At 29.4% G+C, this 23939-nt stretch carries 20 protein-coding genes and 1 tRNA gene; 9 read left to right on the top strand and 12 right to left on the bottom strand.

Going from position 1 to position 23939, the window contains the following annotated elements; all coding sequences use genetic code 11:
• The first annotated feature begins 15 nt into the window (after positions 1-15).
• The 4 genes from MR76_RS01380 to MR76_RS04705 all read left to right on the top strand — a co-directional run bounded on the left by MR76_RS01380 (position 16) and on the right by MR76_RS04705 (position 2708).
• Entirely contained in the window at positions 16-585 is a 570-nt protein-coding gene (locus MR76_RS01380) for a Smr/MutS family protein (RefSeq protein WP_024071914.1), read from the top strand.
• Positions 586-708: 123 nt separating this feature from the next.
• Entirely contained in the window at positions 709-2370 is a 1662-nt protein-coding gene (gene thiC, locus MR76_RS01375) for a phosphomethylpyrimidine synthase ThiC (RefSeq protein WP_024071913.1), read from the top strand.
• Positions 2363-2548, top strand: a complete 186-nt coding sequence (locus MR76_RS04710; protein WP_081712337.1) for a phosphomethylpyrimidine synthase ThiC — start codon at positions 2363-2365, stop codon at positions 2546-2548. Before thiC ends, MR76_RS04710 begins: the two co-directional genes overlap by 8 nt.
• Entirely contained in the window at positions 2541-2708 is a 168-nt protein-coding gene (locus MR76_RS04705) for a phosphomethylpyrimidine synthase ThiC (protein WP_081712336.1), read from the top strand. The genes MR76_RS04710 and MR76_RS04705 overlap by 8 nt, the downstream gene beginning before the upstream one ends.
• 239 nt (positions 2709-2947) lie before the next feature.
• Here the strand turns inward: MR76_RS04705 and coaE are convergent, their stop codons facing one another.
• Positions 2948-3556: a dephospho-CoA kinase gene (gene coaE, locus MR76_RS01370; RefSeq protein ID WP_024071912.1), complete on the bottom strand. Its 609-nt coding sequence runs from the start codon at positions 3554-3556 to the stop codon at positions 2948-2950.
• Between the two features lie 260 nt (positions 3557-3816).
• Between coaE and MR76_RS01365 the strand changes: the two genes are divergently transcribed.
• Entirely contained in the window at positions 3817-4407 is a 591-nt protein-coding gene (locus tag MR76_RS01365) for an L-threonylcarbamoyladenylate synthase (RefSeq protein ID WP_024071911.1), read from the top strand.
• Here the strand turns inward: MR76_RS01365 and MR76_RS04935 are convergent.
• A complete protein-coding gene (locus MR76_RS04935) occupies positions 4404-4541 on the bottom strand; it encodes a hypothetical protein (protein ID WP_235111319.1) in 138 nt (45 codons plus the stop codon). The genes MR76_RS01365 and MR76_RS04935 overlap by 4 nt on opposite strands.
• A 379-nt stretch (positions 4542-4920) precedes the next feature.
• Between MR76_RS04935 and MR76_RS01360 the strand changes: the two genes are divergently transcribed.
• A complete protein-coding gene (locus tag MR76_RS01360) occupies positions 4921-5808 on the top strand; it encodes an AAA family ATPase (RefSeq protein WP_024071910.1) in 888 nt (295 codons plus the stop codon).
• Between the two features lie 347 nt (positions 5809-6155).
• A complete protein-coding gene (locus MR76_RS01355; RefSeq protein ID WP_024071909.1) occupies positions 6156-6440 on the top strand; it encodes an HU family DNA-binding protein in 285 nt (94 codons plus the stop codon).
• Here MR76_RS01355 and MR76_RS01350 read toward each other — a convergent pair whose 3' ends face one another.
• Together MR76_RS01350 and MR76_RS01345 are read right to left on the bottom strand one after the other, a co-directional pair.
• Positions 6441-7157 (bottom strand): pyridoxine 5'-phosphate synthase, encoded by a 717-nt coding sequence (locus MR76_RS01350; RefSeq protein ID WP_024071908.1) that lies wholly within the window; start codon positions 7155-7157, stop codon positions 6441-6443.
• Between the two features lie 66 nt (positions 7158-7223).
• On the bottom strand, positions 7224-7784 hold the full coding sequence (locus tag MR76_RS01345) for an adenylyltransferase/cytidyltransferase family protein (RefSeq protein ID WP_200861989.1): 561 nt from the start codon (positions 7782-7784) through the stop codon (positions 7224-7226).
• 410 nt (positions 7785-8194) lie between these two features.
• Between MR76_RS01345 and MR76_RS01340 the strand changes: the two genes are divergently transcribed.
• Positions 8195-9196 (top strand): hypothetical protein, encoded by a 1002-nt coding sequence (locus MR76_RS01340; RefSeq protein ID WP_024071906.1) that lies wholly within the window; start codon positions 8195-8197, stop codon positions 9194-9196.
• Between the two features lie 992 nt (positions 9197-10188).
• On the opposite strand, the gene dnaA is transcribed toward MR76_RS01340, so the two are convergent.
• The 5 genes from dnaA to MR76_RS01315 all read right to left on the bottom strand — a co-directional run bounded on the left by dnaA (position 10189) and on the right by MR76_RS01315 (position 16161).
• A complete protein-coding gene (gene dnaA / locus MR76_RS01335) occupies positions 10189-11583 on the bottom strand; it encodes a chromosomal replication initiator protein DnaA (RefSeq protein ID WP_024071905.1) in 1395 nt (464 codons plus the stop codon).
• Between the two features lie 280 nt (positions 11584-11863).
• Positions 11864-12664: an enoyl-ACP reductase FabI gene (locus MR76_RS01330; RefSeq protein WP_044171591.1), complete on the bottom strand. Its 801-nt coding sequence runs from the start codon at positions 12662-12664 to the stop codon at positions 11864-11866.
• Between the two features lie 104 nt (positions 12665-12768).
• Positions 12769-12843: transfer RNA gene (locus MR76_RS01325), tRNA-Asp, on the bottom strand.
• Between the two features lie 461 nt (positions 12844-13304).
• On the bottom strand, positions 13305-14753 hold the full coding sequence (gene gatB / locus MR76_RS01320) for an Asp-tRNA(Asn)/Glu-tRNA(Gln) amidotransferase subunit GatB (RefSeq protein WP_024071903.1): 1449 nt from the start codon (positions 14751-14753) through the stop codon (positions 13305-13307).
• A gap of 34 nt (positions 14754-14787) precedes the next feature.
• On the bottom strand, positions 14788-16161 hold the full coding sequence (locus tag MR76_RS01315; protein WP_024071902.1) for a malonyl-CoA decarboxylase: 1374 nt from the start codon (positions 16159-16161) through the stop codon (positions 14788-14790).
• Between the two features lie 147 nt (positions 16162-16308).
• On the opposite strand from MR76_RS01315, the gene ssb reads away from it, so the two are divergent.
• Positions 16309-16782 (top strand): single-stranded DNA-binding protein, encoded by a 474-nt coding sequence (gene ssb / locus MR76_RS01310; protein WP_024071901.1) that lies wholly within the window; start codon positions 16309-16311, stop codon positions 16780-16782.
• An 821-nt stretch (positions 16783-17603) separates the two neighbouring features.
• Here ssb and MR76_RS01305 read toward each other — a convergent pair.
• The 3 genes from MR76_RS01305 to MR76_RS01295 form a co-directional block, all read right to left on the bottom strand.
• Positions 17604-18839: an MFS transporter gene (locus tag MR76_RS01305; RefSeq protein WP_024071900.1), complete on the bottom strand. Its 1236-nt coding sequence runs from the start codon at positions 18837-18839 to the stop codon at positions 17604-17606.
• 432 nt (positions 18840-19271) lie between these two features.
• Positions 19272-20510: an MFS transporter gene (locus tag MR76_RS01300; RefSeq protein ID WP_024071899.1), complete on the bottom strand. Its 1239-nt coding sequence runs from the start codon at positions 20508-20510 to the stop codon at positions 19272-19274.
• Between the two features lie 603 nt (positions 20511-21113).
• Positions 21114-23858 (bottom strand): PD-(D/E)XK nuclease family protein, encoded by a 2745-nt coding sequence (locus MR76_RS01295; RefSeq protein WP_024071898.1) that lies wholly within the window; start codon positions 23856-23858, stop codon positions 21114-21116.
• Positions 23859-23939 lie beyond the last annotated feature (81 nt).

Genomic DNA, 23939 nt, shown 5'->3' with positions numbered 1-23939 from the left:
GAGACTGGTCATTGTATGTTTAAAAAATTAATAAATAAAGCATCAGATCATTTATTATATGATGACACATCACTATGGGATTCTATTACTTCAATGACTATCCCAATTTATAACAATAAGGTTCCGTACAAAAAAAGCAGAAAAATCAATAATAACCACAATATCTCATTAAATAACGAGCACACCAATTATTACATGCTACCAATACAAACTAAAACAAACCGCACACATGATATTAGCAGCGGTCTCAATCTAAACTATAATACTAAGAAAAAAATTGATCAAGGAAAGTACCACATAGATTCTATTCTTGATCTTCATGGATATACCTTAGATGCTGCTTATAACATATTAATGAACTTCATAATTAAAAATTATAATTTAGCAAACAAGTGCTTATTAATTATTACAGGATGGGAAAGTACTGATAAGCACAATAGCAACAGCATAAAAAGTAACTTTAGCAAGTGGTTACAAAATGAACAAATAGCACACATAATATTATATTATACAGAAGCTATTCGTTTACATGGTGGAAAAGGAGCATTTTACATACTATTAAAGAGTAACAATAAAAAGATTTAATGTATAAAAGTTAGGAATATATACAGTCTAGTTAAGTTTGTATAAAGTTTAAATTTTTACAAATATAGACATTATATTAAAATAAAATATACTATGCATTTGATATAGTATCTTCTGGTAAATATGAAAATAGACGTTAATACCATCTTTCCTTCCTCAACTAAAGAATACATATCAGGTACAATCTATAATAACATTAAAGTTGGAATGCGTAGAATTCATGTCAATGATAACACTGAATCAATTCTAGTATACGATACTGGTGGACCACATACTGATCAAAAAATTGAAGTTGACATGAGCCGAGGCATTGAAAAGCTAAGGCTTAATTGGATTATAGACAGACAAGATATAGCGTGTCATAAAAGACAAACAATAAACCTCAATTCTGAATACGTATTTCCATTACAAAGCAATAATGTTTTAAAAGCAAGTACTAATAAACCCGTCACTCAGATGTTTTACGCTAAAAACAATATTATTACTCCAGAAATGGAATACGTAGCAATACGAGAAAACAGATTAAGACAAAAGATTCTTTCCTATAAACCAACTGTTATGGCTCCAGAAATCACTCCAGAATTTGTACGACAAGAAGTAGCAGCCGGAAGAGCAATAATTCCCGCAAATATAAATCATCCAGAATCAGAACCAATGGTAATAGGTAAGAACTTCCTAGTAAAAATCAACGCCAATATCGGCAATTCAGTAGTTAGTTCAAATATCGAAGAAGAAATTCAAAAAATGATATATGCAATTATACATGGTGCTGATACAGTCATGGATTTATCTACAGGAAATAATATACATAATATCAGAGAATGGATTATTAGAAACAGTCCTGTACCAATAGGTACCGTACCTATATATCAGGCCTTAAATAAGGTAAATGGCGTAGTAGGAGACCTAGACTTCAACATTTTCAAAGAAACATTAATAGAACAAGCAGAACAAGGAGTTGACTATTTTACTATACACGCAGGAGTACTAAAAAACTATATTGATTACACAAAGAACAGAGTTACTGGTATTGTATCAAGAGGTGGAGCTATTATGGCACAATGGTGTACCATACATAATAAAGAAAATTTTCTTTATACAAACTTCGAAGAAATATGTGATATTATGAAAAGCTACGACATTGCCTTTTCCTTAGGAGATGGATTAAGACCAGGTTCTATAGCAGACGCAAACGATACTGCACAATTTTTAGAGCTAAAAACATTAGGAGAACTTACAGACATTGCACAGAAAAATGATTGTCAAGTGATGGTAGAAGGTCCAGGACATGTTCCTATGCATTTAATAAAAGAAAATGTAGAAAAACAGATTCATTTTTGTAAAGAGGCTCCATTTTATACTCTAGGACCATTAACTACAGACATTGCTCCAGGTTATGATCATATAACAAGTGCAATCGGTGCAGCAATCATAGGATGGTACGGTACTTCTATGTTATGCTATGTCACTCCAAAAGAACACTTAGGGTTGCCTAATATTCAAGATGTAAAAGATGGAGTCATTGCATACAAAATAGCAGCACATGCAGCAGATTTAGCAAAAGGTAATCCATCTGCTTACATACGTGATTATGCATTAAGCCATGCAAGATTTAATTTTAAATGGTATGATCAATTTAACTTATCTCTAGACCCAAAAACAGCAAAATCATTACACGATGAATCCCTTCCTTCTGAGAAGGCAAAATCTGCTCACTTTTGTTCAATGTGTGGACCAAAATTTTGTTCAATGAAATTAAGTCATCAACTAAAATCCACTGAATAAGAGATACCGGATTAAAATTAATGATCAATTTAACCTATCCCTAAACCCAAAAACAGCAAAATCATTACACGATGAATCCCTTCCTTCTGAGAAGGCAAAATCTGCTCACTTTTGTTCAATGTGTGGACCAAAATTTTGTTCAATGAAATTAAGTCATCAACTAAAATCTACTGAATAAGAGATACCGGATTAAAATTAATGATCAATTTAACCTATCCCTAAACCCAAAAACAGCAAAATCATTACACGATGAATCCCTTCCTTCTGAGAAGGCAAAATCTGCTCACTTTTGTTCAATGTGTGGACCAAAATTTTGTTCAATGAAATTAACTTACTAAATTAATAATTTACCAAATAAGTATACAAATACGCATTTTTACTTTTTTTATCTATAGTTTTAATTATGCTCGTTTTTACAGTAAACCTGATATTTTAATATTCATACATAGAATCCTAATCAAGTCGAACTAACTTTTAGGTACTCACAAATACATAATTTTTCGCCAAATACATGTGAATAAGAAATCCAATGAAAAAAATACTTTGTTAACAACTTACCTTACTTAATTGAACATTATCAGTAATTTAGATATTTACTTCTATTACTGATATCAAACATTATTTTTTTAATTTGAAGTAATACATCACTTTTACTTAATCCAGTTTTAATAGTAAAATCTGCAAATTTTTTTCTATCATTTTCAGAGAACTGTATAGTCATAATTAACTCAAATTCCTTTACAGATAAGCCCCTACATAATACCCTTTGCATTTGTAATAATCTATTTGTTGTAATATGAATAATAAAATTACAACAACTATAAAAATTACATTCTACTAATAGAGGAACATCAAGCACTACATATCTAGTTGATTGCCTGTTATGAAACATAATAAAGTCTTTTTGTTTTTTTAAAACCATCGAATGCAATATTGACTGAAACTCAATCCACAAACGACTATAAGTAAAAAAGTGATATCTTAAATTACTCTTATTAACCACCCCATTACTGACAGAATCTGGAAAATATGTATTAACAAGCTCAATAACATTGTTATCATGGCTATATAAATCATGTACAACTTGATCAGCATCAAACACCACTGCCTTAAAAAAAGTTCTAAAATAGCTCGCAACTAGACTTTTACCAGCACCTACACCACCAGTTAATCCAAAAATTACCATAATTATGAAATAGTTACTATCAAATATAGGACAAATGCATCATAATTCCCTATCATATATAAAACTATATTAATAAAAATGACAGTAAAACTTCTTTTGATATAGAAAACAAAAAATAAACTGTCACAGGTTCATAAAAAGTTCCACATCTTTGTAAACAAGTATCTATATAAAATATTTAATTGCTTCCACAGTATAACTCTATCATTAACATTACATTTGTATTATTAATGATATAGAAAAATTAACTTATATATAAAATGATCTCACAAGCAGTACAAGCATTAAAAAACAAACACTTAATACTATTTCCCACCGAAACTGTATATGCACTAGCTGGAGATGCATACAGCATTGAAGCAATACAAAAAATATATCAAATAAAAGGCAGATCACATAATAAACCTTTATCACTACTACTTGGTAGCATTGACAAAATTAAACAGTTCTCTACCCTTACAAAACACGCAACCCAGATAATACAGAAACTTTCTCCAGGAGCAGTCACTTTTGTATTACCAATTCATAACTACAATAATTTACCTAAACAATTCTTCAATAATACTATTGGAATAAGAGTCCCAGACCATCCCATAGCTTTAGAAATATTAAATAATTTTGATAATCCTGTCGTAGGAACAAGCGTCAATATTTCCGGACAACCTAGTGTCACTGCTCTACATCAAGTGCAAGAAACAATCAAACAGAATATTTCAGTAATAATAGAAGATGATAATTTAGTAAAAGGCATTGAATCAACAGTAATTGATTTAACATCACACAAAATACTAAGAGAAGGAGCAGTGTCAAAAAAGAAAATTCAGGATGTAATACAAAATATTGTAAATTAGGTCATAAGTACTAATTTTATACTAAACAGAATTATTAAATTATTTAATATTTCTAAAGCTATGGGATGGTCTGGGACTCTTATTCCAATAGTATTATTGAAGAATTGTTTAGGTAAATTATTGTAGTTATGAATTGGTAATACAAAAGTGACTGCTCCTGGAGAAAATTTTCTGTATTATCTGGGTTGCGTGTTTTGTAAGGGTAGAGAACTGTTTAATTTTGTTAAATATACTTTATAAATGAAAAAAATGCGTATTAACTTGTAAAATCTAAATTACTTTATCAATGAACTGCTGCAATCACCAGTACAGTCATATCCTTTACAATCAATTTTTATCTTAGCATTATTTAACTTAATGAATATTGTTGAAGAATAAAATCAGTATTTACAAAAAAAATATCCACGTCATACTGACTAATTATTATAATCAAAGAATTAGTTGGATAATTTTCTCCTGACTAACTTAGCTTTGTATTTAGATGTTTAAGATATCTCAAATAAAATTTTTAATATGGATAAGATTGTAGGACACACATTAGCAAAAAATACACTAATACAGAATACTCATATACAATCATGGCTAATCTATGGTAATAGAGGCATTGGAAAAGCAACACTGGCATGTCACTTTGCTCAATATCTAACACAATCAACAAACTTAAACTACTATAACCCTGACCTTTTAATAATTAATGATAATGAAGAAATAATAGGAATAGAAAAAATTAGAAACATAAAAAACTTTCTTTATTTAAGCACAGCAAGATTTAAATACAGAATAGTAATAGTGGATAGCATTGATAACCTAACTATCAATGCCATCAATGCAATGCTTAAAATTCTAGAAGAAACCCCTAACAATTCTATTATTATCTTAATTAGTCATAATCTACATAAAATCCCAGCAGTTATAAGATCAAGATGCTTTACATTAGGGTTATCAGATCTTAATCCATACGAAACACAACAGGTTGTTAAAAACAACTTCCCACACCTAGATTACAAAAAAATAAGTCATATCTATCCAGGAACCCCAGGAATGGTCAATCAAGATATTGATAAAGAAATTGAACTATACGAATGCTTCATTTCAATACTTTTCAATCAATATGATAACAAAACAATAGAACATGCGATAACAACTGAGATCAGCTTTTACAAAGTAGAACATATATTATTTACTATCATATCAGACCTAGCAAAAGAAACATTAGGTATATCAACAAATTTAAGTGATTACAAGCACCTAACTGATAACATAAAGAATAAAATCAACATTGATCAATTACTATCAAAACTATCTCAAGCACAACAATTAATATCTTATGCAAACAAATTTCAATTAGATAAAAAATCACTAATGCTCAACTTAATTAATATCATAATTAATTTACTATAAATTACAGTCAATTTTTTAATTTTACATATTTAGAATCGGCAATTTAGAATAATAAAAATAAAATTATATATTACAAATAATATCAATTAAATATAAAGGTCAAAAATCACCAAAAGTACCCAAATATAATTTGAATATGTTGCTATTACAAAATATTTACTAAATTTTACATCTATATTAATATGATAATAATTTTGCTAAAAAATTTATAAAAAATATTATTATCTACTTAAAATTGCAGGCTAATTAATCATGCTTTAAGTAATAACAAATAAATTTAGTTGACTATATGAACTAACCTAATATCCTAAATCTTGTTCAGTTATGTAAAATTAGGAGTTTAAGTTATGAGTAAGGATATGGTAGTGAGAACACTTATGGGAGAGTTGGGATTAACAAAAAAGGTATCAAGTCAAGCTTATGATCTAGTAATGCTAAGTATACAAAACGCATTAGAAACTTCTCATCTAATAAGGTTGCACAATGTTGGAACACTACATGTTATTCAATGTGCAGAAAAAAAATATCACAACCCTAAAACCGGAAAGTTAGAAACGCTAGCTCCTAAAAAAAGAGTAAGATTCAGATCAAGCAAAAAGTTATCAAATGCTATTAACTATTTAGATAATTAATTAAGATGTACTAGTAATGACCTTTTTCATCTTATAAACGGACATACCTATGCCATGTAGTACAGATTCACAAATTAAAAAATGCCCTATGTTAAGTGCTGATATGTATGGTATTTTTGCTATAATACCAGCACTATGATAATTTAAGCCGTGTCCAGCATGACAGTTCATATTTTGTTGGTAGCAATATTCTGCAGCTTTTTTTATCTGCAGTAGTGTATCTTGTGTAGTATTGTTACAATATTTTCCAGTATGTAGTTCTATATTATCAGCATGTAGTTTTTTTGCTTGGTCAATTTGATCTACATCAGGTTCAATAAACAATGTAACATCTATGCTATGGGCATGCAATTTATCAATAAATGACGCTAAATAGGAAGAAATACGTTTTGTATCCAATCCTCCTTCTGTTGTGAGTTCTTGTCTTTTTTCAGGAACTAAACAGACGCATTTTGGTTTTACCTCTATTGCTATTGATAACATTTCATCAGTTGCGGCAATTTCTAAATTTAATGGAACTTTTAAATTCTCTTTTAACCTAAAAACGTCATTATCTTTTATATGCCTGCGATCTTCTCTCAAATGCACAGTTATAAAATCTGCACCATAATTTACTGCTATATTTGCTACTTCAAGAATATCTGGATAATCAATACCCCTTGCATTACGCAACGTTGCAACATGATCAATATTAACTCCTAAAGCAACACCTGACATAAGACCCTCTCATACATCTATGATCAAAGTATATTATATATTATCAATAAAAATTTTACACAAATACTATATTTTATTTAAAGCATATCCTCTAATTTGAGAAGACGAGATATCATAAGGTCTTAATCTAATAAATATCCATCCATATTGATAATTTAACAACAACTGAAAATTCACAAAATATACACTTCTCATATAACTAGCAAAAGGAGTATTTAAAGACCGATATACATTTTTGCTACGTTCAAAAACTACAATTGGCAATAATTTACAGAAATCTTTCCATCTATACCAATAATGAAAAGAAAAAAGATTATCATCTCCCATTAACCATACAAATTTAATATTTTTAAACTTCTTAAATTTAGCCACAACATTATAACTATAGCACTCTTCAACCTTAACAACACTTACTCTTGTATCACTAGAAACTAACTTCTGAGATAAAGCTATCCTATCTTCAATACTATAACCACCATCAAATTTCAAAGGATTATAAGATACAACCAACCACCATACCCTATTTATACCTAACCTTTTAATAGCTTCTTGAGTAATATATAAATGACCGTAATGTGGAGGATTAAAAGATCCACCTAATAACCCCACTGTTAAATTTTTCATCATAATAAAACTTACAAAAATACTTTATGACACTCAAATATATAATAAATAACTTATTATAATCATTACTTATAACTAACACTTTACAATTACTACATAAACTTAGTAAGTAGTTGATAATTATATATAGAATAAAATCTAATCTTTTCATCACGAAGATTCATATCTTATTCAATCCAAATAAAATATATTAGACTCCAAACAACTCAACAACTACAGTAAAAACTATTAAAAAACAAATCTGTATATAATATAGGTTACACTCGTATCAAGTTATTTAATAAATTTGTCTTATAACCTTAAAGATTCTTAACTTAATTTGTACGAAATAATACATAAATGTAATATGTTTATTGATTAATCAACATCTTGAAGTATAATTATGGATTATCAATGAGTTAATTCTTTAAAAAATGTTTTACCCTACACGAGATCTGAAAACAATATATTCTAAAGACAATACAGTATGTGTAGACCATATAATAGAATGCATGAATGGCACAGCTGAACAAATACAAACATATAGTAATAACCTATTACATGAATATATAGAACAAACAAAACAAAAACTCAACAACCAGAGAAAAAATCCTGAAGATATTCAAGCACATATTTCAAGTGAAAGCTTTTACCACGAAGCATCAAGTCATGTTGAATATATGCTTACTCAGTATATTATAGACCATCTATCTGATAATAACTATATAGGACACAACAAAACAAAAATACTAACTGATTGTACAAAACGCCTAGAACATATAAGAAAAAGCATGATAATGCAAGGAGTATATAAGCTTTCATTGCTAGCTGAATTTAATAAGCTAATGCAAGATATATCCGACGAAGAATTTAAAGAATTAACTGAAACAATAATAGCGTGCTCTCATCTAAAAACAGATCTTACTGAGCAACAGCAAAAGTCTCTAGAAGGAGCCATACAAGCATATAATCACGAACAACAAGGTTTTTCACTTGAATCAATACGCAACTTTGCAGAAGATCTAACAGGAATTGATATATTAAATCCAATGTCTTCTATAAAGAAAAAATTAGGTCTTAATAAACCAGCAGATACAAAGCAACCCTTAGGGTCCATGGATGAAAAACTAGTTAATGCAGTAATGAGCCCACACAGTTGCTATTATTTCATATTAGGTACTCTTACATTTGGTCTTGGAGGTCTCGCAGGGCCACTACTACCATTGCTTATTATAACCACTGTTGGCAAAAGTCTATACGGTATGGTTACGGAAGACAAAGGCAAAGAAGGAACTATTCATAATCCTTTTCAAGAAGGAGTAACAAGACAACCAAGAATAACTGAAAAGCCATACACTACAATATTAGAACAACGTAAGAAAGAAGCAAGTGAGCAACATGATATAGAGAAACCACAAACTAGCAGGCAATTATAATTACAATACTACTCACATAAAATGTGCATTAGTTAAAATTCATGAAATACTTAGTACTACTTTCCATATTTAGAAGCTATAAAATAATCAAAGAAGATCATAAAATTACACTGCAATACAGAACCGACATACAAAAGAAGAATAAATAATAAGCTATCGATAAATCATAGTAGGTAAGGATATTCATAATCCTTTTCAAGAAGGAGTAACAAAACAACCAAGAACAACTGAAAGGCCATACTACAATATTAGAACAACGTAAGAAGCAAGTGAGCAACATGATATAGAGAAACCACAAACTAGCAGGCAATTATAATTACAATACTACTCACATAAAATGTGCATTAGTTAAAATTCATGAAATACTTAGTACTACTTTCCATATTTAGAAGCTATAAAATAATCAAAGAAGATCATAAAATTACACTGCAATACAGAACCGACATACAAAAGAAGAAATAAATAACAAGCTATCGATAAACCATAGTAGGTAAGGATATTCATAATCCTTTTCAAGAAGGAGTAACAAGACAACCAAGAACAACTGAAAAGCCATACACTACAATATTAGAACAACGTAAGAAAGAAGCAAGTGAGCAAGACGATATAGAGAAACCACAAACTAGCAGGCAATTATAATTACAATACTACTCACATAAAATGTGCATTAGTTAAAATTCATGAAATACTTAGTACTACTTTCCATATTTAGAAGCTATAAAATAATCAAAGAAGATCATAAAATTACACTGCAATACAGAACCGACATACAAAAGAAGAAATAAATAATAAGATATGGATAAATCACAAACTAGCAAGTAATTAAAAATTTGTACAAGTTAAATGCCATCAAATGCTTAAAATAACTCCCAACATCGAAAAATACGTATGAATTTTACTACATTAAATAAATCTAAGATACAAAAACATACACCATAGCAAATAGCAGAACACACAACAATAAAGTCCTCCGATGTTACACACCTTATGATTTACCTTAACATTCTAGTCAATAAATTAATATCATCCCTCAACTTACTATCTGTATCTATTAACTTTTCTATTTGCTTAACGGCATGGATTACTGTAGCATGATCTCTACCTCCAAAACTCTTTCCGATCTCTGGTAAACTCTTCTGAGTTAGTTTCTTCGATAGATACATTGCTACTTGCCTAGGACGAGCTAAAGTCCTTAATCTCCTAGTAGAATACATATCAGTCATCTTAATATTAAAGAACTCAGCAACCTTTTTTTGAATACATTCCAGTGTCACTGATCTATGATTTGCACGCAACAAATCAGATAAAATATCACTTGCTGAATCCAAAGTAATACTACAACCAACTAATGAAGAATGTGCTACTACCTTATTAAGTGCACCCTCCAACTCTCTAATATTGGACTTGATATTTTTTGCTAAAAACTCTAATACTTTATTTGGGATATTAATACCCATTTTTTCAACTTTCAGCTGCAATATACCTAACCGTAGCTCAAAAGTTGTTTCATTGATATCCGCTACTAAACCCCAACCTAATCTTGACTTTATTCTTTCTTCAACTCCATCCAAATCACTAGGTGATCTATCAGCAGATATTACTAACTGCTTATTCTGATCTATTAATGCATTAAAAGTGTGAAAGAATTCTTCTTGAGTGCTGTCCTTACCACTAATAAATTGAACATCATCAACCATCAAGATATCTACAGAACGAAATTGTTCTTTAAACAACATTATGTCCTTGCTCCTTAATGCTGTAACATACTGGTACATAAATTTTTCCGCTGAAAGATAAGCTATTTTTCTTTTTGAAGAAGATTTGATAATATACCAAGCAATAGCATGCATTAAATGAGTTTTACCAAGTCCAACTCCACCATATAGAAATAAAGGATTACTTCCAGATATTGGTTCGCTAGACTCTGCTACTCTCCTTGCTGCAGCAAAAGCAAGTTCATTTGGTTTTCCCACCACAAAATTGTCAAAAGTAAACCTAGGATCTAAAGGAGAACTCAAATGATCATAATTATTCCTTACTTCCTTATCCTGTTGATCTTTAATATTAACTAGTAAATTAGTATCTTGATTATCCACAACGCAAATATCTACAGAACAAACACTTTGATCTTCATCTTGCCAATATTTTAAAATTTGATCCAAGTAGTGCACTAATATCCATTCTTTGATAAACCTAGTAGGAGCAGAAAGTAGAACTCTACCACCTTCATTATTAACATACACTAGTACACTTAACCAACTATCATATATGGCATTACCATAAAACTTATGTAATTTGCTTTGAATCTCTTTCCAAATTACCTGGCTATCAGACCGAAATCTTTCTTTTATATAACCATCTAAAAGCCCAGTACTACCATCATTCATATAGCCAATCCAAAACTACAATCATAACTCGAGAAACCATAAACCACATTAGTACCACCAATTACTGAGAGTCACGATCCTCTGCATTATACAATAGAAAAACAAACTCATCCATCAATTTCCCATAAAGAGATCAACTCTTCTTTAATGTATAGCAATATACAACTAAAACTTCACTCAGTGAAACAAATTTATACATATAATAAAAAGAAAAAAAATATCACGAATTAAAATAATAAAAAACTCAATACCATATTTAAATAGATACAATATTTTTGATTTATTTAGCCTCAATATAATTAATATCAGGAGCATCTATTGCTTTCATACCTATAGCATGATACCCACTATCAACATACAAAATTTCCCCTGTAGTACCTTTACCTAAATCACTTAGTAAATAAAGTGCTGCTCCACCTACATCTTCTATTGTAGTATTACGCCTCAAAGGCGCATTATATTTATTCCATGTCAATATGTAATGGAAATCTCCTATTCCAGAAGATGCTAAAGTTCTTACCGGTCCAGCAGAAATAGCATTAACCCTGATATTCTGAGAACCTAAATCAACAGCAAGATACTTTACACTTGCTTCTAAAGCTGCTTTACACACCCCCATCACGTTATAGTGAGGCATTACTTTCTGAGCACCATAATAAGATAACGTCAATATACTACCTCCATTACACATAACCTTCTCCGCTTTTTTAGCAAGATAAGTAAGCGAGTAACATGATATATGCATAGATGTCAAAAAATTATTTAGTGATGTATCAATATACCTACCCTTCAGCTCGTTTTTATCAGAAAAAGCAACAGCATGCACTAAAAAATCTATACTCTCCCATTCATTACTAAGCTGTGCAAACATACTATCCACAGTATCTTCTTTAGATACATCACATTGCAACACTAACTTCACACCTATAGATTCTACCAGAGGATCTATTCTTTTCTTAAAAACATCAGATAAATAAGTTACTGCTATATCTGCTCCATGCATAGCTAAGGTTTTAGCAATCCCCCAGGCCAAAGATTTATCATTAGCAATCCCAATAATTAACCCTTTTTTTCCTTTCATTATATCACTAGCAAGCACCAATATCTCCTTATTTCTTAGACATGCCTTTACAATACTACAAAATTAACAGGTTACAAAACTATAATAAAAAAATTTTCAAGATGCGGGAGCGACGAGACTCGAACTCGCGGCCTTAAGCGTGACAGGCTTACGTTCTAAACCAACTGAACTACGCCCCCGATAAATATAAGTTCTATAATGCTAACCAGCAAAAAAATTGTCAATAAGGTTTTATTCTTACTTAACCTTACAACTCTTACATAATAAAAACCCACAGACTTTAATAACATTATCTGATACTTATTGCAATCAAATAATGTAAAAAATATACAAAATTATAGAATTTAGACTATTTTCAATTTATAACAACATTGTTTCCTATCTTTGACATACTACATAGAAACAAGCTTTGATAGAAAATATGTTATTCAGTCATCAAACTGATTTCAGTACCTCCAACACACAACTAACTGACATTTATATGGTTTAGAAATAATCATATAACTAATGTTCAAGCACATTTCAATCAAATTATTAATTCAATAACATATTTTAATAATAATAATTAATAGATGAATTAAATAATGAATGTGTTAGTTCTGACACTTGCAATAAATATTACTTTACATCAATAATATAACTATTTATTTTCTAACTGCTGCTTGATAATAGAATTCACTATATCAGGATTTGCTTTACCTTGTGTTGCTTTCATCACCTGACCTACAAAATACCCAAATAGCTTTTCCTTGCCTTGTTTGTATTCTTCAACCTTACTTGTATTATCTTTTAAAACTTTCTCCACAACTGCAAACAACACATTTGTATCACTTAGTTGTCTTAATCCATGTTCATTGACTATCAGTGCAGGTGATTTACCTGACTCAAACATCATATCAAATACCTGTTTTGCTATCTTCCAAGAAATAGTATTGTCAACCATTAGATCAAGCAATTGTATTAAATGTTCAGCTTTTACTGAAGATTCATTAATAGTAATCCCAAGCTTATTCAACCTACTAAAAAGTTCACCTGTTATCCAAGATGCTGCAAGTTTTGCATCATGCTTTTCTACAACCTTTTCGAAATATATAGCAACATCCTTATCAGAAGATAAAATACCTGCATCATATTTACTGAGATTAAAATCACTAATATAACGATCTCTTTTTTGCATAGGTAACTCTGGCAAGGATGATTTTACATGATTTATATACTGATCATCAATTTTTAATGGAAACAAATCAGGATCCGGAAAATATCGATAATCATGGGCATCTTCCTTAGTCCTAATCACTCTTGTTTGTCCTAAATCAACATCAAATAACAACGTATTCTGAGTTAGTATTTCTCCATTCTCCAACGCATTAACCTGTTTATTTGCTTCATACTCTATAGCTTGCATAACATAACGAATGGAATTAAGATTTTTTATTTCAGATCTTACCCCAAGTTCACTACTTCCAACAGGTTTTACTGAAACATTCGCATCACAACGCAAAGAACCTTTTTCCATATCTCCATCACATGTCTCTATAAAACGCAATATCATACGTAACTTTTTTAGATATTCTGCAACTTCTTCAGCAGATCTTAAATCAGGTTCCGATACTATTTCCATTAATGCAATACCTACTCTATTGAAGTCTAGATAAGTCTTATTAGATTCATGAATACTTTTCCCAGCATCTTGCTCAAGATGAATCCTAGCAATACGAATCTCCTTCATATCATGATCTTCTAAAACAATTTTACCTTGTGTCGCTATAGGATAATAAAACTGCGTTATTTGATAACCAGAAGGCAGATCAGGATAAAAATAATTCTTTCTATCAAAAGCTGAATACTTATTAATCTGACATGATAAAGCAATTCCAGTTTTTACTGCCTGATAAATACAATATTCATTAAGCACAGGTAACATACCTGGCATTGCTACATCAAAAAGCGATACTTGTGTATTAGGCAAAGCATCATAAGTTTTTGCTGAAGCACTAGAAAATAATTTAGAATTGGAAATAACTTGTGCATGAACTTCCAGTCCTATTACCACTTCCCAATCATATCTATTTCCTTTGATAATTCTCATAAAAACATATCATTTTAAATAAAATTATATTAAATCAACGCTTTAATAGTGACAACACTTCTTTTGAACAATTAATTTTCTTATTAATTACGTAATTTTCATAATTGTCATCTATCTTAGACAATTCATAATGGTAATTTACCATGATACCCATTGAACTACTCAATCCTTTTTCAGAAATATCAGCCATCCAATTTAACTGTTTTATAACTGCCCCATTACTTAAATGAAAATGTGCTACTGGATCTAACGCCTTATCAGAATTTTTCGCTCTTACTAAATAATAAGCACATAATTTTAAAAATAAATTTTTAATATCCTGAGATAAATCAGCATATTGTTTCGCATTAACGTATGACATTATCTCATCAATAGATGCAGTAATTTTCAACTCATTTAGCAGCTCAAGACAATCTGGCAAAGTATTCATAACCCACCTAATAAAACCTGGTATTGGAGAAAGAGTTGCATAAATTTTAATATTTTGAAATTCTTCTGATAACTTATTCACAACACGTTTTATCAAAAAATTACCTAAACTAATCCCAGAAAGTCCTCTCTGAGTATTTGAAATTGAATAAAAAATAGCCACCTTTGCATTCTTCGGATCCTTAGCTGGCACTTGAGAATCCAACAACATTTGTATACTAGTAGCCATTTCATCAATAAGAGCTACTTCTACAAAAATTAAAGGTTCTCTTGACATTTTATAATGAAAGAAAGAAAAACACCTACGGTCTGAATCTAATCTATCTCGTAAATCATCCCATGAAGAAATGGCATGAACTGCTTCATATAAGATCAACTTTTCTAATAAAGAAGCAGGAGAATCCCATGTAATTTGATGTAAGTCTAAAAGGCCAATATCAAACCAGTAAGATAATATATTTCTTAAATCTTTCTCTAGCGAAAAAAACAATTGATTCTTATTTAACCGAATTACATCAGCTCTCATATCAACAATAAATTTTAAACCATCAGGTAATGAAATAAATTGCTTAAGTATACGTAATCTAGGAGATTCTAAAACTGTCATCAATTCAAATTCGTACTTTCTTTTACCATTTTCATTTACTTCACGTATATAATCTCCTATCTTTTCATCTATCTCAACTCTATCAGCACTAAATTTCTCTTCCAACAACTTTAGAAAAGCTATTTTACCAACGTCAGACAAATTCAAATATAAGTTACCTAAAGATATAGTATTATACCTTGCTTTAATATCACCACCCTTTGGGTTAACACACTCTTTCATTTTTTCATAAAGATCAGTAATATCCTGATCCCTAGTTAAATCCTTATTAATGCTGCCAATCCAAGAAAATATTGCATCAGCCATTTCCCCCATAACTTTAAAAACACCATTTATTGTTTTATTTCTTATTACTGGTAATGAGTTATCCATTGTAAACCACAATTAGAGTAAATGTTTTAAATAACACTATTCCATGCTATTAGTCCATTTTTTTTAGAATATAACAACAAAATTATTGACTGAATTGTTAATAAAATATGATAATGATCCTTGTTAACTTACAATGAAGATACAACTATGTCGACTATCGGTGTAAATAAGGTAATCTTAATAGGCAATCTAGGTAAAGATCCAGATATTAGGGTAATGCAAAATGGAAAAGAAATGGCAAGTTTTTCTATCGCCACATCAGAAAGCTGGATAGACAAGACATCAGGCATACGTACAGAAAAAACAGAATGGCATAACATAGTAGTATTCAATGAAGGTTTAATAAAAATTATAAAAAATTGTATACGCAAAGGAAGCAAAATATATATTGAAGGGTCGTTAAGAACAAGAAAGTGGACAGACCAAAATAATATAGATCGTTATACAACAGAGGTTATTTTACAAGGGTTTAACTCAGCATTGTATATGCTAGATGCTAAAAATAATACAACAGATAACAATGTTATACCTGACGATTATACCGATAAAAGTCTGAACAAAGAAAATTTTCAAGACAGCAATTGTGATGATATAATTATTGATGATGAAATACCATTCTAGTCATAACTTTAATTCACCATACATGTATAAACATTTACATTATTTATTATGATTATGTGTTTCCAGTGTTAACACATAGGTTTACTAAATAACACTAAAATATCATTCCGCCACTACTTAATTTAAAGTGCACATATGAAATTTAACTCCTACTAATGGGCTTTTTAAACAAGTTGCTTTAATGGTAGTAAAAAACACATCTACTGAAATTAAGCATCATTTTAACTTTTATAACAATAGATATTATAATAAATCGCATATTTTACATACAAATTTGCTTTACACAACAGTTGAGAGACACAGTTATCAGTCAGTTTTTCATATTCATATTAAAATACTCAGTGCTATTATGAATCTTGTAATATAAATCATGTTTATTACAGTATAAACTTACATCAAACATATAGTCATATGTTACACAAGCACTGATCTACAAATTTTAGATGCTAATTAAAAACAAAATTATTGATATGTACAAATATTCAACTACTTGCTGTAGTATTTTGTATAACACACAGTTCATAGTAATACAAACCCATACAAAAAAAACTCTGCCTAGTCTATACATATACCATAAAATAAGAGATACTATTTGTAATAAAACTATACAGAATCAATACCCCTTTGATTAAAATAGCCTTGTATAACCTTATATACAAGATTCAAATCTCGACATGTAAATTATTGAATATCAAGAGACATATATCACATTAACTTTACAATAAAATTATAAGTATCAACTGACAATAAACACTCAATTACATAAAATTACACACTAAGTAGCAAATATAGAGTATTTCAAAACAACTTAAACCGAGTCATTATTTAAATACACTCTCATATTCAGTAACTTTCTTGTCTTTCTTGAGACAATAAAAACCATATAAAGAAAGCAAAGCATAAAGATCTACACACAGCACAGGAGACATACCTAATTTTGCCAACCATAAGAACAATGCAGGAGTTAACATCCCAAAACACCCTATTGCAATATTGCATGAAACTGAATATCCAGTTTGTCTAACATTCGCTGGGAATAAAAGCATAATCATAGCAGCAAGAGGTGTTGAACACATACCTAAAGAAAATGCTATAAGAAAATAAGTTACAATAGATTTACCAAAAAACCACACAAGCGGAGATATACCTAGAATAAAAAATACTTGAAGACATAATGCAACAGTTGTAGTCTTATATATCCTACACAATATAGAAACTAGACAACATGACAAGGTTATTGTTAAAATCAATAAAGCATATATCGTCATACTTACTTTGCTCTGTACACCTAAGAATACAAAGAAAGTATAGAATAAAGAGTTACAAAAAGGCACAAAAATAAATGTTATTATACAAGGCTTTTTATAATTTGATATTACATCTAAAATAGGTATTTTAGAAATTTTACTCTTGCTTTTATAATCCAAATACTCTTTACTCTCTTCAATAGAAGAACGTAAGAAAGGTAATGATAAAGACATCGCTAACCCTATGGCAAATGGAATTCTCCACCCCCAAGAATAAAATTGAGTTTCTGGAATCAAATTATAGCATAGTTTAAACACAAAACATCCAACTGCACCACCAAATATTGCTACCAGAAAATGACTCCCCATTGCATAAGCAATATTACGATTATTCCTTATATTTTCTGCCATTAAAATGACAGCTCCTATTTCTCCAGAAAAAGACAATCCCTGTAAAATACGAAACACTATTAGTAAAATAGGCGATAATACCCCTATAGATTCAAAAAGCGGCAGAAAAGTTATTCCACCCACTGATATAATAAGTAAAGTTACAGAGCTCAATAAAACAACTTTTCTACCATACTTATCACCAATATAACCAAACAACAATGATCCAAAAGGTCTAACAAAAAAAGCTATTCCAAACGTCATAAATGATAATAATAGAGCAAAATTTTCAGTTAGATGAGAAAAAAACATCTGACTAAATATTTTACTAAAATTTCCATACACTAAGAAATCATAGCACTCTATAAATGCACATAGAAGTACTGATAACATTGATTTTACATTGGAATTCGTTGACATGCTATATACTTATTAGATACTAATACTAACATAACTACAACATATTAGTTATGTATGTCAATTATTATTAAGTAAACAAACAATTAACTAAGATTCATTGTAACCTACAACCTATTATACATATACTTAATTATAGGATTGTTTTACAAATGATAATGCATTAACAGTGAAACAGAGTTTGAAAAAAGATATTCTAGGTTTAATATTACATCATATGCTAAAGCTATGAAATAAAGTCTTATCACTAACCACTGATGAACAATTAGCTATTATAATAAAACGCATATAACAAAAGTTCTATAAAATGACAATCACACGTCAGCAATTACTGTAAAACCAATGTTTATGCCTTATCAAGCGCATATCATATCTCTACAAAGATTACCTAATTTATTCACCAGTCCTACATACAGTATTGTTCTAAATTCTAATTTAAACACATAACACTTTCCCATATTTATATTTCTTCAAAAACAAAAGATTAAGCAAAGATAATGACATACAGAAACTTAAATAAAATATAGGAGATATATCCAACCGAGTTATTTCTATCAACCATAAACAAATTATAGGAGTAGTCCCACCAAATATTGCTACCGCAATACTATAACACACTGAAAAACCAGTTTGCCTGATATTAACTGGAAATAAAAACACCAACATAGACAATATAGGAGTTGCATACAAACCCAACACAATTGCTAACACAAAATAACTAATTACAGAGTTAAATCCTAAGAAACATAAAACAGGAACTACACATGTAAAAAACAACACATGAATAACTAATAATACATTTTCAGGTTTGTATACCCGAAAAGAAAGACAGGATATAAAACCTGACACCAACACTGCCAATATTAAGAGACTATAAACTGTCATACTTACTTGTTGCTGTATATTTAAAAATACAAAAAACATATAAAATAAGATATTAGCACTTCCTATTAAACTGCATATCATTATACAAATCTTTTTATGATGTAGTATTATATCTAAAACAGGAACTTTAGAGACCTTTTTGCGAGACATATAATCCAAATATTGCCTACTCTCCTCAATAGAATGACGCAAAAGAGGTAAAAACATAGATAGCATCAAACCAACAATAAATGGTATTCTCCACCCCCAAGAGTAAAACTGCGCTTCCGGAATAAGATTATAGCACAGCTTAAAAGTAAAAGACCCAACTGCTCCTCCAAGTATTGCTATCGCAAAATGTAAACTTAATACCGTAGGAACTTGCTCTTTCTTAACACTCTCTGCTATTAAAACAATAACCCCTACTTCACCTCCAAAAGACAATCCTTGCAAAGTGCGTAACAACACTAATAGAATAGGAGCTAACAAACCTATTGAGTCAACAAGAGGTAAGAATGCAACACCCCCAACTGATAAAATAAGCAAAGCTGCAGATATAAATAAAGATATTTTTCTCCCATATTTATCTCCAATATATCCAAACACTAATGCCCCAAAAGGCCTAACAAAAAAAGCTATTCCAAATGTCATAAATGATAGTATTAAAGATAAACTTTCACTATTAACTTGAGAAAAAAACATCTTACTAAATATACGCCCAAAATTCCCGTATACCAAAAAATCATAACATTCTATAAAAGCACACAAAAGCATAGCCACTATTGCTTTTTTACTAGAACCATGCAACACTTTAGATAACAATAATATAAAAATAAAGAGTTAAAAATTACAGTTATTTATCTCTTATGTCAACCACTATCAACAATTAACAAATAATTAATTTTAACCTAAATTTATATTAGTGTGGAATATTTTTACTCTAGAAATATGCACATTAATAAAATATAGTAACTAATTTGCAACATAGCTATAACATAATATCAACAGGCTATTTCATTTCGAAACATTTTCCCAACATATAGACCTTCTACTAATCTTTAATGTATGACTTACAGTCAATCTATAGATCTGAAATTTAGAACAGAACCCATTCAGATACAATTTTTATCAATGTTTAAGTTGATTCTCATAATCAACTTAGTCTTTGAAAATTATCCTCATATCAATCAAGCACTTCCTTGTTTTTTCTGAAGTTGCATTATATTATCCACAAACTCTAACCAGAAGAAAATTCACAAAACATTCAAAAAAACTTTTGTGGCTAACATAAATATTACATTTAGTAAAGTATAATACATAGATATAATCTTAAAAATCTCGACAATTTTAACACTCGTTCAAATCCAGTACTTCATATAACTTTACGGCTAATATAAAATAATAAATTAACAATTATATTAAATATCCCCACTCTTTTATACGAGTTACAAGATCATAATTAGTATGCTTAGACATGTCATAAGATGCAGTAAATGGCTTCATAAACGTTACATAATCCAAAATTAGCTGTTTTAAAGTAACTTCCAATTTCTCCATCAATTCAATATAATTATCCACAGGGATTACTTTCATATCTTCTGAATTTATCTTCCAATACATTAAACCTGAAATATCTTTTTTTAAACTCTGTTTCACCGTTAATGCTTGTATTATCATTTGTAAAGCAGCTCCATAATTAATATCTGACTGCGAAGGAATTGTACCAGTCTTATAATCAATAACTATGACACTACCGTCTTTTAAACATTCTACTCTATCACACCTAGATACCACTTTTACATTACTACAGATCTCCCAAGAAAAAAAATGTTCTGTAATAACTTCATTAATATCATGGCTCCTTTCTAAATTGATTTCAAAAAACTGCTCGGCCATCTTCTGAAATTTAGGCCATAAAATAGTTTCAACTTGAGGAAAATCTTTGTACCTATCCAAGAACTCTGATGTGGCAATTTTTATTAAATCTTCATATCTATGTTGATTACTATCGCTTAACAAATATTTATAAAAAATATTATGCACAATTATCCCAAAATCACGCATAGAAAATCTTTCATTAATATCTTTACATGGCAAAACATTCAAAATATTATTCAAATAAAATACATAAGGATTCTTTATCAAAGTTTCTAAAGAAGTAGTAGACAAAATATTAAATGCAGCGAACCTTTGACTGATTTCTGGGTTAGGTTGAGGTCTTAAATACGATAAATTTTTAACATCACTATACAAAAATCCATCTTGGATCTTCGAATAAATATCACCCTTTAAACTTTCTATATTATAAAGTCTTGCTAAAATCTTCAACCGTCTAACCCAAATAGATTCCTCATTTATTTTTCCAAAACTTTTCAAAGACTGTGTGATATAAATTTTATCCGCATAAAAAAAGCTATGTAACAAATAAGCAAAATGACCTTTTTCCCTTTGAATGGAAGGCAACCCTAATTTAGCACGTATCCACTTATTTAATAATGCCACACATGAACTAACGCCATAATTCATTTCATTAAAGCCAGCAAAAATAACTACTTCTTTTTTAGATAAATTAACACTAGATAATCTATAATTTTCTGCAAAGAAAGTACTATTTAAAACTGATACTAAAATCTCATAATATACATCCATGCCATATATTTTTATACCATTACATGAGTTTCGAAAATTATCAAAAAATTCTTCAATCTTACTATAATCATTAAGATCAATTATAACACTACCTTTCAATAAATTCTGTATGCATACAATATGAGCTTGTACTATAGAAGATATAATATCATGTTTTACTTTAGTTAAAGGCAGTATAACACCTGTTATCTTTTCCCAAAAATGTAACAAATCTGGCACTTTTTCTTTTATAGTATTTTCTATGCTAAAGAAATCATAGCAAGAATAAGACCTGACAACTTTTAATTCAAAACTTGACATCAAAACTTCATAATCTTCCTTAGCATATTCCAAAGTCACAAAAGGGTGTTTAAGTAATGATAATAATGGAATAGGATCCCATTTACTCATTACAACTTCTAATATATGCAATATAAAAGACAATATAAGATAATTAATATTAGACTGGTCTAATAACTTTTCTGAATTTACAATAGAATTTATTCTTTTAGTCAACAGCAAATTATTTGTAAATACAATAAGATTACTACAAACATTTTCTTTTATAAGCATAGATACAACTTGAGCTTCCTCTTCATCTGAAACACAAGTAATCAATTTAACACGATTATAATCATCATACTTTTGAATGTCATTTTGATGATATTTTTCTAAAAATAAATTAAAATTAAACACACTACTTACAAATACCAAATGATTTGGCTGCCCTAAAAAAATGATATCATTTCTATTAACTTTTAAAACATCTAATAAATTCTTTATATAATACTGATAATGACATTCTTCCAATAACTGCCAATTTTCATCATCAATACTCATATCTATATACGGAAATATTATTGTACTATTAGGTAATTTATATAAAGCTTGAACAAAATTAATAAAAAAATTATCAAACATCATACCAGCAAAAATTATAGTGCAATTTAATGCTTCATCTTGTAAATATTTTACTAAGTCACTCACATATAAACTTCTATGTTCCAATATATCCAGCACTTTTTCTTTATTTAAAACTTCTCTCCATTTTTTAGATAATTCAGCAAGGAGCTTAGCAGCCTTCTGACAATGTACTGGCAAATCACAATCAAACAAATACTCTAAATTAGATAGCGGAATACAATGCACATGCATTTCATTCAACAATGAAGACAATTCATAACCTAAAGATAGTGGATAATTATCATTATTTTCAGAATTCCATAACTTTATAAATTCCATCAATAACAAAAGTTTCCTTGTTGGAGCCATAATCCTGACAGAACTATGCTCATTCGTTAGCAAATCTTCATCTATATTCGACAACGATATAATTCTTACTTGATCAGGAATAGTAGCATGGAAATGAAGTTTCAATTCATCACATAGCAACTTCACATCTTCTTGATTCGGTACTAGAATTATCATATTAGAAGAAGTTTTAGCCTTATTATTAAAGATATCAAATGCAAATTTTGCTACTACAGCTAAAAATGATTCTGAACAATGAACTGAAAAAATTTTCCTCATTAAATTACATTAGACCAAAGAATTATAAAGACAATCACAAACATAATATACGCCTAATAATAGCCTTAACAAATTAAATTA

It is taken from the genome of Ehrlichia muris AS145, from assembly GCF_000508225.1.
Classification (GTDB): Bacteria; Pseudomonadota; Alphaproteobacteria; order Rickettsiales; family Anaplasmataceae; genus Ehrlichia; species Ehrlichia muris.
Note: the sequence above shows the minus strand (reverse complement) of the source record. Positions and strands in the feature narration are given on the sequence as shown.

Excerpts from the sequence above, each read along its gene's own strand:
- MR76_RS01340 (WP_024071906.1), top strand. The coding sequence starts at position 8,195 with ATGTTTTACCCTACACGAGATCTGAAAACAATATATTCTAAAGACAAT.
- MR76_RS01365 (WP_024071911.1), top strand. The coding sequence starts at position 3,817 with ATGATCTCACAAGCAGTACAAGCATTAAAAAACAAACACTTAATACTA.
- MR76_RS01330 (WP_044171591.1), bottom strand. The coding sequence starts at position 12,664 with ATGAAAGGAAAAAAAGGGTTAATTATTGGGATTGCTAATGATAAATCT.
- gatB (WP_024071903.1), bottom strand. The coding sequence starts at position 14,753 with ATGAGAATTATCAAAGGAAATAGATATGATTGGGAAGTGGTAATAGGA.
- MR76_RS01380 (WP_024071914.1), top strand. The coding sequence starts at position 16 with ATGTTTAAAAAATTAATAAATAAAGCATCAGATCATTTATTATATGAT.
- ssb (WP_024071901.1), top strand. The coding sequence starts at position 16,309 with ATGTCGACTATCGGTGTAAATAAGGTAATCTTAATAGGCAATCTAGGT.
- thiC (WP_024071913.1), top strand. The coding sequence starts at position 709 with ATGAAAATAGACGTTAATACCATCTTTCCTTCCTCAACTAAAGAATAC.
- MR76_RS01350 (WP_024071908.1), bottom strand. The coding sequence starts at position 7,157 with ATGTCAGGTGTTGCTTTAGGAGTTAATATTGATCATGTTGCAACGTTG.
- dnaA (WP_024071905.1), bottom strand. The coding sequence starts at position 11,583 with ATGAATGATGGTAGTACTGGGCTTTTAGATGGTTATATAAAAGAAAGA.
- MR76_RS01360 (WP_024071910.1), top strand. The coding sequence starts at position 4,921 with ATGGATAAGATTGTAGGACACACATTAGCAAAAAATACACTAATACAG.
- coaE (WP_024071912.1), bottom strand. The coding sequence starts at position 3,556 with ATGGTAATTTTTGGATTAACTGGTGGTGTAGGTGCTGGTAAAAGTCTA.
- MR76_RS01355 (WP_024071909.1), top strand. The coding sequence starts at position 6,156 with ATGAGTAAGGATATGGTAGTGAGAACACTTATGGGAGAGTTGGGATTA.
- MR76_RS01345 (WP_200861989.1), bottom strand. The coding sequence starts at position 7,784 with ATGATGAAAAATTTAACAGTGGGGTTATTAGGTGGATCTTTTAATCCT.
- MR76_RS01305 (WP_024071900.1), bottom strand. The coding sequence starts at position 18,839 with ATGTCAACGAATTCCAATGTAAAATCAATGTTATCAGTACTTCTATGT.
- MR76_RS01315 (WP_024071902.1), bottom strand. The coding sequence starts at position 16,161 with ATGGATAACTCATTACCAGTAATAAGAAATAAAACAATAAATGGTGTT.
- MR76_RS01295 (WP_024071898.1), bottom strand. The coding sequence starts at position 23,858 with ATGAGGAAAATTTTTTCAGTTCATTGTTCAGAATCATTTTTAGCTGTA.